This is a genomic window from Flavobacterium sp. CFS9 (assembly GCF_041154745.1).
In the GTDB taxonomy this organism is placed as follows: domain Bacteria; phylum Bacteroidota; class Bacteroidia; order Flavobacteriales; family Flavobacteriaceae; genus Flavobacterium.
In genome coordinates, this window is record NZ_AP031573.1 from 1,682,462 (window position 1) to 1,694,885 (window position 12,424).

The window sequence follows — 12,424 nt, forward strand, 5'->3', positions numbered from 1 at the left end:
ATATTATGTTTGCACTAAATTTTAATAATACTGCCATGCATATTTTCTACGGTAAAGTAGCTTTGATAGCCTATTTGAAAACTATCAAAACCGCAAATTCCACTATTGGATTTGTACCCACAATGGGAGCTTTACACCAAGGGCATCTGGCTTTAATGCAAAGATCACTGAAAGAAAATGACGATACTGTTGTGAGTATTTTTGTGAACCCAACTCAGTTCAATAATCCTGAAGATCTCGAAAAATACCCACGTACTTTGGAAGAAGACGTGAAGAAAATGAGAGGTTTAAGTGACAAAATGATCCTATACGCTCCGAGTGTAGAAGATATTTATGAAGGACACACCGTTTCTGAAGCTTTTGATTTTGACGGTTTAGAAAATCAGATGGAAGGAAAATTCAGACCAGGTCATTTTAACGGAGTCGGAACTATCGTAAAACGTTTATTCGAAATCGTGACTCCAACCAATGCTTATTTTGGAGAAAAAGATTTTCAGCAGCTGCAGATTGTTAAAAAAATGGTCGAAAAAAATCATTTACCTGTAAATGTTGTGGGCTGTCCTATTTTCAGAGAAGACAACCAACTTGCCATGAGTTCCCGAAACGAACGCTTAACGGCTGAAGAACGAAAAGAAGCAGCTATAATTTTTAAAGTACTTACGGAAGCAAAAGAAATATTTCAGAAAGGCACTTCTGAAGAAACGATTCAGTTTGTCGAAAATTCTTTCAAAGACAACGAAAGATTCAACCTCGAATATTTCGTCATTGCTGATGAATCCACATTATTACCTATAGAATACAAAGATAAAGACAAAAACTACCGTGCCTTTATAGCGGTATTTGTTAATTCTATCAGGTTGATTGACACCATTTCATTAAATTAATTTACCTTTGCACCATGCAAATTCAAGTTATAAAATCTAAAATTCATCGAGTTAAAGTAACCGGAGCCGATTTAAATTATATTGGCAGCATTACTATTGATGAAACTTTACTGGAAGCTTCAAACATTATTGAAGGCGAAAAAGTAGCAATTGTAAACATTAATAATGGCGAACGTTTTGAAACTTACGCAATCAAAGGAGAGAAAAATTCAGGAGAAATTACCCTGAACGGACCTGCCGCGAGAAAGGTTCAAAAAGACGACATTATCATTATCATCTCTTATGCTACCCTGGAGTTTGAAGAAGCTAAAACTTTCAAACCATGGATCATTTTCCCAAATGAAAACGATAATTCGTTAACCTAGTCTTTCCTTTTACACTTTATTCAGCTTAGTTTGTGCAACTCCCAATTGACACAAACACTATTTTATTGGTTTAAATTCAATATTGACTTTAATAACAAAAGCGTCTTGCTGTTTTTTAAAATTCCTACAATACTAAAAGAGCAAATAAAATGTTATATTGCTACATTATTTCAATACTTTTTAACTCACTGAAATGCCCAAATCATGAAAAAAGTTTACCTACTTATTACTTTAATTTCAATTTCTGTCTTTTCGCAGAAAAAATTTGACAACATTAAATCCGAAAAGCTCGGAGAAGAACGAAGAATAACCATTGGACTTCCGGAATCTTACGACGCTAATCCTGATAAAAAATATCCCGTTTTGTATTTACTGGATGGCGATTATTTATTCGATCCCTTTTCCGGCGCCGTAAGTTATGGTACGTATTGGGGAGACTTACCTGAGATGATCATTATCGGTGTCCATCAAAACAAAAACGACGAACGCGAAGACGATACTACAATTGATCAAAATACCGGACTTCCATTTGAAAAAGGAGCAAACTTTTTTGAATTTGTAGGGGCTGAATTAGTTCCTTATGTTGAGAAAAAATACCGCACATCTCCTTTCAGAATTATTGCCGGACATGACGTAACCGCCAGTTTCATTAATTTTTACCTTTACAAAGAGCAGCCTCTTTTTAATGCCTACATTGCTTTTAGTCCTGAACTGGCCAATAAAATGGAAATTAGAGTACCGGAGAAACTTGCTAAAGTTACAGAACCAGTATTCTATTATCTTTCTGTAGCTGACGGAGACAATAAAAAACTCAAAGAACCTATCGAAAAGTTAGACAGCAATATAAAAATTGCCAATAATCCGTTAGTAAGCTACAAATACGATTTATTCAAAGGCACCACTCACTATACTCAGGTTTTACATGCAATCCCTAGTGCCTTATATCAAATTTTTGATGTTTACAAGCCTATTAATTCCTTCGAATACAACAATAAAATTGCTGTTTTGGAAACGGGATATGCTGATTATTTAGAAAACAAATACAATACGATGTCTAAAGTTCTGGGAGTTCAGATTCCAGTGAGAATAAGTGATTTCAAAGTAATTGAAAATCTTATTCTAAAAAAGAATGCTTATGATGAATTAGGCAAGATGGCTGAAATTGGAAACGTAAACTATCCGAAAGCCATGTTGGGAGAATATGAATTAGGACTGATGTACGAAAAAATGGGAGATCCTAAAAGAGCTTCTAAAAAATACCAAAATGCTTCTCAAATGGAACCAATAGGTGATTTGAATAAAGATTTGATGTACGAGAAAATGGACCAGATGAATGCATTAGCAAAAACCACCAAATAATGTCAAAAGTTAAAACTTCCTTTTTTTGCCAGAACTGCGGAACTCAATATGCCAAATGGCAAGGGCAATGCAATGCCTGTAAAGAATGGAATACTATTGCTGAAGAAATTATTCAGAAACAGGAAAAGGTAGCCTGGAAGAGCGAACCTACTCCAGGCGGTAAAGCTCCTCGTCCTTTAAAAATTAATGAAATTGATTCGGCACAGGAAATTCGAATGAATACTACTGATGGTGAATTAAACCGTGTTTTGGGAGGCGGAATTGTCCCGGGATCTTTAACATTATTGGGTGGTGAACCGGGTATTGGAAAAAGTACGCTTTTACTCCAAATTTCACTTAAACTACCTTACAAAACCTTATACGTTTCCGGCGAGGAAAGTCAGAAGCAAATCAAAATGCGCGCGGAGAGAATCACTCCCAATAGCGACAATTGCTACATTTTGACGGAAACAAAAACGCAGAATATCTTCAAACAAATTGAAGCCATACAGCCTGAAATTGTAATTATCGATTCAATTCAGACTTTACATACCGATTATATTGAATCTACAGCAGGAAGCATTTCTCAAATCAGAGAAACCACTGCCGAACTCATTAAATTTGCTAAAGAAACCAATATTCCTGTTATTCTGATCGGACATATTACAAAAGACGGAAATATCGCCGGACCTAAAATCCTCGAGCATATGGTCGATACGGTTTTACAGTTTGAAGGCGATCGCAATCATGTGTACCGAATTTTACGTTCGTTAAAAAATCGTTTTGGTTCCACAGCCGAACTAGGGATTTACGAAATGCTGGGCAGTGGTTTACGCGAAGTATCTAACCCTTCTGAAATATTGATTTCCCACAAAGACGAAGAAATGTCCGGAACTGCGATTGCTACAACTATGGAAGGCATGCGTCCTTTGATGATCGAAATACAGTCGTTGGTGAGTACAGCAGTTTACGGAACTCCCCAAAGAAGTACAACGGGTTATAATGCCAAAAGACTGAACATGATTCTGGCAGTTTTGGAAAAAAGAGCCGGATTTCGTTTAGGCGCCAAAGATGTCTTTCTGAATGTTACGGGTGGAATTTCTGTTGACGATCCTGCTATTGATTTGGCAGTTGTTGCTGCAATTTTATCTTCCAATGAAGACATTCCGGTAACCAAAGGATTCTGTTTTGCCGGAGAGGTTGGACTATCAGGTGAAATTCGTCCGGTAAATCGTGTTGACCAGCGTATTCAGGAAGCCGAAAAACTTGGATTCAGTACTATCTTTGTATCCAAATACAATAAAATTGCGTTAAAAAATACAGGAATCAAAATTGAATTGGTGGCTAAAATTGAAGATGTGGCCAGTATTCTTTTTGGTTAATTCATTTTTTTTGCTGCGAATTGCACCAATTAAACACGATTTTTTATTTAAATTTATTGCAAACTCAAATCTATTCGTGTCAATCTAATTCAAGAAATTAACAGTCTGAAAACTTTTCATTTTGCGAATAAGCGCAATTTTTATGAAATTAACTTTATGAAATTCCCAAAACAAAAAATATACAAAGCACTCCTAATACTTGCATTAGTATTGGTAGTGCTTTTTTTAGGATTTTACTTTTTCCGCGATTCACTTCTGAAACAAGCTATCGCCAAAGTAACCAACAAAATGAATTCGGAATACAACAGTACATTTTCCGTAAAATCAGCTTCATTTGACGGTTTGTCCGGTATAAAATTAACCAACGTGATTCTGGTTCCTAAAAATGCTGACACTCTTTGTCATATTCAAAAAATAGAAACCAGTATCAGTCTCGCTAATCTATTGATTGGTGATATTCAGATTGGAACTTTAAAAATCAACAACGGCTACATCCAACTGGTTAAAAAAGGAAATGTTCGCAATTTTGATGCTTTCTTAAAAAAAGACAAATCAGATTCAGACAAAAACGAAAAACGCAAATACGCCACCTTTGCTTATCGCATCATTTCGAAGCTTCTAAATTTGGTCCCGACCGATATGAAGCTGGAGAATTTAAATTTCAGAATTGATGACAATGGCAAAAAAACGTCTGTCGCTGTCAATAAACTGATTTTAGACAACAAACAGCTCGAAACGGACCTTCATGTTCAAAGCAAAGATTTTGATCAGCGCTGGAACATAAAAGGTTTTGCTGATCCGAGAAACAAAAAAGCCGACATTCGTTTTTTTAATCTCGACACCGGAGCTATTCGTGTTCCCTACTTAGACGAACGCTACAACTTAAAAGCCAGCTTTGACTCCATTCGTCTGAATGTACAGAATATAGAAAAAGACGGCAGTGAATTGCACCTTGACGGTTATACATCAATCACCAATTTAAAAATCAATCACCCAAAAATTGCCAGCAAAGATGTTGTGATCAAAAATGCACGTTTTGATTATCGTTTCTTATTGGGAGATAGCTTTATTTCGATCGACAGCACTTCAACCATGCAATTGAATAAAATCAAACTGCATCCTTATGTTTCTTATGATACCGAGAAAGATACTGTTTATACTTTAAAAGTAAACATTCCCAAAATGAAGGCTCAGGACTTTATCATTTCGCTGCCTGAAGGCTTGTTTACGCATTTTGAAGGAATGGAAGCTGATGGAAATTTTGACTACAAACTTGATTTTAAATTCAATAAAAACAAACCGAATGCGTTAGTTTTTGACAGTAAACTCAACAAAGAAGGTTTAAAAATCACAAAATACGGCGAAGCGGATCTTAACAAACTGAATGGAGAGTTTGTTTATCGCGCCATTATTCAAAATGTACTGCAGCGTCCGGTTTTGGTGGGGAACGCAAACCCTAACTACACACCTTTAGATCAGATTTCACCTTATTTACGAAAATGTGTTCTAACGACTGAAGATCCGTCGTTCTTTTCACATCGTGGTTTTATCAATGAAGCTTTTAAACAATCTATTCTGAAAAACATCAGAACCCAAAAATTCTCACGCGGCGCGAGCACTATCAGCATGCAGCTGATTAAAAACGTTTTCCTGACCAGAGAAAAAACACTTTCCCGTAAGCTGGAAGAAATTTTACTGGTTTACATTTTAGAGAACAATCGAGTTGTGAGCAAGGAAAGAATGCTGGAAGTTTATTTCAACATTATCGAATGGGGTCCTAATGTGTACGGGATTGGAGAAGCAAGTCATTTTTACTTCCAGAAAAGCCCCGCTAATCTGAATGTTGATGAATGCCTCTACTTGGCAACAATTATTCCGAAACCCAGAAAATTCATGTATCAGTTTAACGATCAGGGCAATTTAAAGGATTATGCCTTGAAAAATCAAAAATTCTTAAAGAATCTAATGTTCAGAAGAGGTTTGTTAATTCCTGAAGACACACTTGGACAATTGCCTGTTTACATTTCGGGAAATGCACGTTCCTTTATAAAAATTAAAGCTCCGGATTCTACAGCGGTGAAGAATGATTCTTTGGCTGTTGACGATGAGTTTGATTTATAATTGAATTTAACCGCAACGTTCGCTAAGATATACGCAAAGCACACAAAGATTTTTTATTATGAGTTAAAATCTTTGTGTGCTTTTTCTATTATCCATCTTAATTAAAACATTGCGAACCTTGCGGTTAAATACTATTTTTAAGGAGCCGGATCAGGAATTATGGCCTGAACAGCATTAATTTCGGCTATGATTTCTTCTGACAGTACTACATCAATTGTATCAATATTTTCTTTTAGCTGCTCCATAGTTGTAGCACCAATAATAGCGCTTGTTAAAAACGGCTGCTGCAACACAAATCCCATTGCTAATTGAGTTAAGGTTAAACCATGTTTAATCGCGATTTCCTGATATAACTTTGTAGCTTGTGTACTTTGCGCGCTGTTGTAACGTGTATATTGCGGAAAAAGATTGATTCTGGCATTTGGATGCGTTTCTCCGGTTAAAAATTTACCCGTTAAAACTCCAAAGGCCAAAGGAGAATAAGCCAATAATCCCACATTTTCATACTTTGAAACTTCGGCAGAACCTACTTCAAAAAGACGATTCAGCAAACTATACGGATTTTGAACGGTTTTTATTCTTGGAAGGTTCTGGTATTTGCTCTCTTCTAAAAAACGCATCATTCCCCAGGCATTCTCATTTGAAACTCCAATATGTTTTATTTTACCTTCTTTAATTAAGCCGTCAAATGTTTCCAGTACTTCTCTGAAGTTGTCTTCCCAAACATCGTCGTGACCGTTAAAAGCACGCTGTCCAAAACAATTGGTTTTTCGCTCCGGCCAATGCATCTGATACAAATCGATATAATCAGTCTGCAGACGTCTTAAACTGTTTTCTAAAGCATATTTGATACTTGCCGGTGAAAAATCACCCTTTTCACGCATGTAGGTGAACGCAGGGTTTGGACCTGCAATTTTGGTAGCCAATACCACTTTGTCACGATTTCCCGATTTCTTGAACCAGGTTCCTATAATTTTCTCTGTACTTCCGTAAGTTTCTTCACGTGCGGGAACGGAATACATTTCGGCAGTATCAAAAAAATTAACGCCTCTCTCCAATGCGTAATCCATTTGCTGGTGTCCTTCGGCTTCTGTATTCTGCTGCCCGAAAGTCATTGTTCCGAGATTTATTTTACTGACTTTTATGTCGGTATGGGGTAAAGTGGTGTATTTCATTTTTTCTTAAGGCTCTAAGTTACTAAGGAGCTGAGTTGCTAAGATTTTAAGCTTTCAGCATCCAACTATTAAAACTCAAAGATACGAAGCGATTCTTCAAATGAAAATCTCTCAAAAGTTAAAAAAAAGATAAGGTTAGATTTTACCTTTTAGCACCTACAGCGCCCCAATTGTTGCAAGTCATCAACCAGACATTTCTTTTAAAAGAATGTTTAAGAATAGTCTCTATAAATTTACTTGCTCACAGCAACATACAGTTGCTCTGAACAACAATTGCCCTATAAATTTTTAATAACTTAAACCCCAAACAAAATGAAAAAAATTATTCTGGGAATTCTTGCTTTCTCCGTTTTTGCATGTTCGAGTGAAGAGAACACTAAAACACCTCCAGAACAAGTAAAAGAAGAAGTAAAACAGGATCCGGTAGTATCAGCACCACCTAAGTATTGTGAATCAGCAGGAAAGATCAGCAGCGAAGAACGATTAGATAAAGTCGTTTTTGGCAGTATCAACAATGCTTCAACAGGCAAAGGAGGTTATGAAGATTTCACTAACATATCTGGCAATTTCGCATTAGGTTCAAGCAATACTATTTCACTTACACCTGGTCTTTACAGTCAATATGGAAAAGATGGCTTTGGCGTACAATTTTTTGTCTACATCGATTACAATCAAGATGGCGATTTCACTGATCCGGGAGAAACAGTCTGGAAAAGTAAACAAGGGACCGATCCGGTAAGCGGAACGATTACGATCCCCTCTACAGCATCGCTAGGTTCTACCAGAATGAGAATCGAGCTGAGAAGTATATTATCTCTCCCTGGTACACCCGTTACTGATCCTCCATTTGGAACTGGCTGCGGAACTTTTGAGTATGGACAGGTCGAAGATTATACGTTAAATATTAAAGCAAAATTGTAAACAAGCAAAAAAGGTTCAAGTAAAAACTTGAACCTTTTTTTTTAAAATCTTAGAAACTTAGCTCCTTAGAACCTTAGCTTCTTAATTTATACTATTAAGCATCTCTGCAATCTCATCTAATCTTGGTGTTAAGATGATCTCGATACGGCGGTTCTTTGCTTTTCCTTCCGGAGTGGCATTGCTTGCCAGCGGAGAGAATTCGCTTCGGCCCGCTGCCGTTAATTTTTGCTTATTGATTTTAGCATTTTCGCTTAAAATATTTACAATTGCAGTCGCTCTTTTGGTAGACAAATCCCAGTTGTTAGCAATTGGCCCTGAACCTGCGTAAGGGTCATCATCGGTATGTCCCTCAATTAAAACCGAAAGATCCGGATTATCACCCAAAACTTTTCCAAGTTCCACTACAGCTTTTCTACCTTCAACACCAACAGCCCAGCTTCCTGAATTGAACAGTAATTTGTTTTCCATCGAAACATATACTTTTCCGTTTTTATGTTCTACGGTAAGTCCTTTTCCTTCAAAACCGGTTAATGCTTTAGACAGGGTTTCTTTCAATTTACGCATTGCCTCTTCTTTTGCGGCAATCATCGCTTCCAATTCGTTCAGACGATTTGCTGTTTTATCTAAGCGAGCCTGTTCTTCGGCTAATTTTTTAGATTTAGCCTCCAGCTGTGCTAACAGTTCACGATTTTTAGCCATATTACTTTCTAAAGCATCGTTACTGTTTTTCTCTAAAGCATTGTAAGAGTCCTGAAGTACTTTGTATTTTTTCTGCTGAGCAGCCAGATCGGCTTTTTGTTTCTCAAGATCTGCTTTAGTTGCAGTTAAATCTTTTGTTAAAGCATCACGATCGAGTTCTAACTGATTTTTTGATTTCTGCAAACTTTCATTTTCATCAGCAATTGCACGGTTTTCTTTTTTCAGATCTGAATACTTGGTTTCAAGATCGTTGTAAATTTTCTTAGATACACATGAAGTCATAGACAGAGCTGCGACCAGTAATCCGACAGAGGCCTTTTTAATCATTTTTTGTTTTATTTGGAGGGTATTAATAATCTTGCAATGTTTAGAATTTAATAACAATGATGATGTTTAAATTTAAACTGCAATTCATTCCACAATAACAATACCACTTTTACTCGATTTCGACTAAAACAGGACAATGATCGGAATGAACGGCATCGGGAAGAATGACTGCTCGTTTTAACCTGTGCTCCATAACATTACTCACCAGATTGTAATCGATACGCCAGCCTTTGTTATTTCCTCGGGCTCCTGCACGGTAACTCCACCAGGAATAATGATGTGGTTCTTTATTAAAATGACGGAAACTGTCTATAAAACCTGATTTCATAAAGGCATCCAACCAGGCACGTTCTTCCGGTAAAAACCCTGAAACGGTTTTGTTTCGAACCGGGTCGTGAATATCAATTGCCTCATGGCAAATGTTGTAATCACCACAAATAATCAGATTCGGAACTGTCAATTTTAATTCGTTAATATAAGTTTGAAAATCGTCCATAAACATAAATTTATGATCCAGTCTTTCAATATTCGTTCCTGAAGGAAGATACAAACTCATTACAGAGCAGTCATCAAAATCGGCACGAAGGTTACGCCCCTCAAAATCCATGTGATGAATTCCGGTTCCGTACACCACATTATTGGGTTTTGTCTTAGACAAGATCGCAACACCACTATATCCTTTTTTAGTTGCTGGATAATAATATTGATAAGGGTAACCTGCTGCGGTAATCTCCTCAACCGGAATCTGTTCTTCAGTAGCTTTTATTTCCTGAAGACAAATCACATCGGGACTGGCTTGTTTCAACCATTCAATAAAACCTTTAGTTATTGCGGCACGTATTCCGTTTACATTATAAGAAATAATTTTCATCAGCGTTTTTTTAGGATTTCAAATGTAATAAAAAAGTGGAAAGTTTGCATTTGAAACAGCGAAAAGTAGAGTTTTTTGTTATCTTTGTTCGCTCCTCTTAATAAATTAAAAATAGTACATGGGTTTAGTTACCGCGAAAGAAGTTGCAAAAGCGATAAATGTTGATAAGTACGGAGTTTTGGGTACTTTTTCGGGCTGGCTTCTTATGAAAGTCCTTAAAATATCTACTCTAAATAAAATTTACGATCACAACAAGCATTTAGAGGATGTTGCATTTCTAAACGGGATTTTGGATGAGATGGAAATCAAATTTGAAATTCCCGAAGAAGATTTAAAACGTTTACCGAAAGATGGTGCCTATATTACCATTTCAAACCACCCTCTGGGAGGAATTGATGGTATCTTACTTTTAAAATTAATGCTTGAAAGAGAGCCTAATTTTAAAATTATTGCCAACTTTTTACTGCATAGAATTGTTCCGCTTAAAAAATACATCATGCCCGTTAATCCTTTTGAAAATCATAAGGATGCTAAATCAAGCGTGGTGGGTATCAAAGAAACCTTACGCCACTTAAGTGATGGAAAGCCATTGGGAATTTTCCCTGCCGGAGAAGTTTCGACGTACAAAGACGGAAAGTTAATGGTTGACAAACCTTGGGAAGAAGGTGCTTTGAAATTAATCAGAAAAGCCAAAGTTCCGGTAATTCCTATTTATTTCCATGCCAAAAACAGTAAGCTGTTTTACTGGCTTTCTAAAATTGATGATACTTTACGTACCGCAAAATTACCTTCGGAGCTGCTTACACAAAAAGACCGTGTAATTAAAGTTCGTATTGGAAAACCGATCTCGGTAAATGAACAGAATGAAATTGAATCATTTGAAGAATATTCTGAATTCTTAAGAAAGAAAACCTATATGCTGGCCAATCCATTTGAGAAAGACAGCAAGTTACTGGACACCGCAAGCTTAAAAATTCCGAAAGCACCTAAAAAGATCGTAACGCCTGCAAGCGAATCAAAACTGATTGATGAAGTTCAGGCTTTAAGAGATAGCGATTCGAGATTTTTACAAAGCAAAAATTACGAAGTCTTTTTTGCAAGTGCCAAACAAATCCCAAACATTTTACACGAAATAGGCCGTTTACGCGAAATTACGTTCCGTGAAGTGGGTGAAGGAACCAATGAATCTATAGATATTGACCAATACGATCAATATTATCACCATATGTTTTTATGGGATGATGAGACCAAAAAAATTGCAGGAGCTTACCGTATGGGATTAGGTTCTGAAATTTACCCAAAATACGGAATTGAAGGTTTCTACTTAACGGATCTTTTCAGATTCGAACCGGAACTTCATGATATGATGCACAAATCGATCGAAATGGGTCGTGCTTTTATTACGCGTGAATACCAACAGAAACCAATGCCTTTGTTCTTGTTATGGAAAGGTATTATCCATACTACCTTACGTCATCCGGAACACAAGTATTTAGTTGGTGGTGTAAGTATCAGTAATCAGTTTTCTGACTTCTCAAAATCGCTAATGATTGAGTTTATGAAGTCTAACTATTATGATCCGTATATCGCACAGTACATTCACCCGAAGAAGGCTTATAAAGTAAAACTAAAGGACGCTGATAAAGATTTCATCTTTGACGAAGCCGAGTCTGACCTGAACAAGTTTGACAAGATTATCGACGAACTGGAACCAGGAAATTTACGTTTGCCTGTTTTGATCAAGAAATACATCAAACAAAATGCCCGTGTAGTTGCTTTTAACGTCGATCCTTTATTTAATAATGCTATAGACGGTTTAATGTACATTAGAATAGCAGATATTCCGGAAAGCACCATGAAACCGGTTATTGAAGAATTCCAACTAGAATTAGAACGCAAAATATCCGAGAAAGAGGATTAATCAAAAATAGTTTCAAATTCCAAATAAAAAATTCCAAATTCCAAAAAGAGCTCAGCCTATTGGAATTTGGAATTTTTTATTTGTTTTCTTGAAGGATTCAGACACTTAAAACCAGCCTTTCTGCCCAACCTGATAGGTTTGATAAAACTCTTCGTCGGATCTGGTCAGATAGATTATTCCTTCGATCACACCGATTATACCTCCTATTCCGAAAATAAATCCGAGAATAAGCTGAATAACACCTTCTTTATTGTATCCTAAATAAAACTTATGAATGCCCAGCGCTCCTAATAAAATTGCCAGGATTCCCGCCACTACTTTTTTATTCTCCTCCCGATGAACCGGAGGATTATTCCAATGTTCTGTTTTACTGTTTTCCATTTTTATAGTGTTTTTTAGTTATTCTAAACTCAACTTTAA

11 protein-coding genes are annotated in these 12,424 nt (G+C 36.5%); 7 read left to right on the forward strand and 4 right to left on the reverse strand.

All coding sequences use genetic code 11. The annotated features are described in order from the left end of the window. The first annotated feature begins 5 nt into the window (after positions 1-5). The 5 genes from panC to ACAM30_RS07450 all read left to right on the forward strand — a co-directional run bounded on the left by panC (position 6) and on the right by ACAM30_RS07450 (position 6,090). A complete protein-coding gene (gene panC / locus ACAM30_RS07430; protein WP_369617913.1) occupies positions 6-884 on the forward strand; it encodes a pantoate--beta-alanine ligase in 879 nt (292 codons plus the stop codon). A 14-nt stretch (positions 885-898) separates the two neighbouring features. Next, positions 899-1,249, forward strand: a complete 351-nt coding sequence (panD, locus tag ACAM30_RS07435) for an aspartate 1-decarboxylase (protein ID WP_017495920.1) — start codon at positions 899-901, stop codon at positions 1,247-1,249. Between the two features lie 204 nt (positions 1,250-1,453). Beyond that, positions 1,454-2,608: an alpha/beta hydrolase gene (locus ACAM30_RS07440; protein ID WP_369617914.1), complete on the forward strand. Its 1,155-nt coding sequence runs from the start codon at positions 1,454-1,456 to the stop codon at positions 2,606-2,608. Further along, positions 2,608-3,969, forward strand: a complete 1,362-nt coding sequence (gene radA, locus ACAM30_RS07445) for a DNA repair protein RadA (RefSeq protein ID WP_369617915.1) — start codon at positions 2,608-2,610, stop codon at positions 3,967-3,969. The genes ACAM30_RS07440 and radA overlap by 1 nt, the downstream gene beginning before the upstream one ends. Positions 3,970-4,125: 156 nt before the next feature. Then, positions 4,126-6,090, forward strand: a complete 1,965-nt coding sequence (locus tag ACAM30_RS07450; RefSeq protein WP_369617916.1) for a transglycosylase domain-containing protein — start codon at positions 4,126-4,128, stop codon at positions 6,088-6,090. A 137-nt stretch (positions 6,091-6,227) separates the two neighbouring features. Here ACAM30_RS07450 and ACAM30_RS07455 read toward each other — a convergent pair whose 3' ends face one another. Further along, complete coding sequence (locus ACAM30_RS07455; protein WP_369617917.1) at positions 6,228-7,265, reverse strand: NADP(H)-dependent aldo-keto reductase; 1,038 nt, start codon at positions 7,263-7,265, stop codon at positions 6,228-6,230. Between the two features lie 312 nt (positions 7,266-7,577). Here ACAM30_RS07455 and ACAM30_RS07460 point away from each other — a divergent pair, with 312 nt between their 5' ends. Further along, positions 7,578-8,186, forward strand: a complete 609-nt coding sequence (locus ACAM30_RS07460; RefSeq protein WP_369617918.1) for a GEVED domain-containing protein — start codon at positions 7,578-7,580, stop codon at positions 8,184-8,186. Between the two features lie 81 nt (positions 8,187-8,267). Here the strand turns inward: ACAM30_RS07460 and ACAM30_RS07465 are convergent, their stop codons facing one another. Both ACAM30_RS07465 and ACAM30_RS07470 read right to left on the reverse strand, forming a co-directional pair. After that, positions 8,268-9,212, reverse strand: coding sequence for an OmpA family protein (locus tag ACAM30_RS07465; protein ID WP_369617919.1), 945 nt, complete (start codon positions 9,210-9,212; stop codon positions 8,268-8,270). A 109-nt stretch (positions 9,213-9,321) separates the two neighbouring features. Then, complete coding sequence (locus ACAM30_RS07470; protein WP_369617920.1) at positions 9,322-10,083, reverse strand: exodeoxyribonuclease III; 762 nt, start codon at positions 10,081-10,083, stop codon at positions 9,322-9,324. Between the two features lie 118 nt (positions 10,084-10,201). On the opposite strand from ACAM30_RS07470, the gene ACAM30_RS07475 reads away from it, so the two are divergent. Beyond that, positions 10,202-12,004: a GNAT family N-acyltransferase gene (locus ACAM30_RS07475; protein WP_369617921.1), complete on the forward strand. Its 1,803-nt coding sequence runs from the start codon at positions 10,202-10,204 to the stop codon at positions 12,002-12,004. A gap of 105 nt (positions 12,005-12,109) precedes the next feature. Here ACAM30_RS07475 and ACAM30_RS07480 read toward each other — a convergent pair whose 3' ends face one another. Then, on the reverse strand, positions 12,110-12,385 hold the full coding sequence (locus tag ACAM30_RS07480; protein WP_017495912.1) for a TM2 domain-containing protein: 276 nt from the start codon (positions 12,383-12,385) through the stop codon (positions 12,110-12,112). Positions 12,386-12,424: the final 39 nt, after the last annotated feature.

Excerpts from the sequence above, each read along its gene's own strand:
- panC (WP_369617913.1), top strand. The coding sequence starts at position 6 with ATGTTTGCACTAAATTTTAATAATACTGCCATGCATATTTTCTACGGT.
- panD (WP_017495920.1), top strand. The coding sequence starts at position 899 with ATGCAAATTCAAGTTATAAAATCTAAAATTCATCGAGTTAAAGTAACC.
- ACAM30_RS07440 (WP_369617914.1), top strand. The coding sequence starts at position 1,454 with ATGAAAAAAGTTTACCTACTTATTACTTTAATTTCAATTTCTGTCTTT.
- radA (WP_369617915.1), top strand. The coding sequence starts at position 2,608 with ATGTCAAAAGTTAAAACTTCCTTTTTTTGCCAGAACTGCGGAACTCAA.
- ACAM30_RS07450 (WP_369617916.1), top strand. The coding sequence starts at position 4,126 with ATGAAATTCCCAAAACAAAAAATATACAAAGCACTCCTAATACTTGCA.
- ACAM30_RS07455 (WP_369617917.1), bottom strand. The coding sequence starts at position 7,265 with ATGAAATACACCACTTTACCCCATACCGACATAAAAGTCAGTAAAATA.
- ACAM30_RS07460 (WP_369617918.1), top strand. The coding sequence starts at position 7,578 with ATGAAAAAAATTATTCTGGGAATTCTTGCTTTCTCCGTTTTTGCATGT.
- ACAM30_RS07465 (WP_369617919.1), bottom strand. The coding sequence starts at position 9,212 with ATGATTAAAAAGGCCTCTGTCGGATTACTGGTCGCAGCTCTGTCTATG.
- ACAM30_RS07470 (WP_369617920.1), bottom strand. The coding sequence starts at position 10,083 with ATGAAAATTATTTCTTATAATGTAAACGGAATACGTGCCGCAATAACT.
- ACAM30_RS07475 (WP_369617921.1), top strand. The coding sequence starts at position 10,202 with ATGGGTTTAGTTACCGCGAAAGAAGTTGCAAAAGCGATAAATGTTGAT.
- ACAM30_RS07480 (WP_017495912.1), bottom strand. The coding sequence starts at position 12,385 with ATGGAAAACAGTAAAACAGAACATTGGAATAATCCTCCGGTTCATCGG.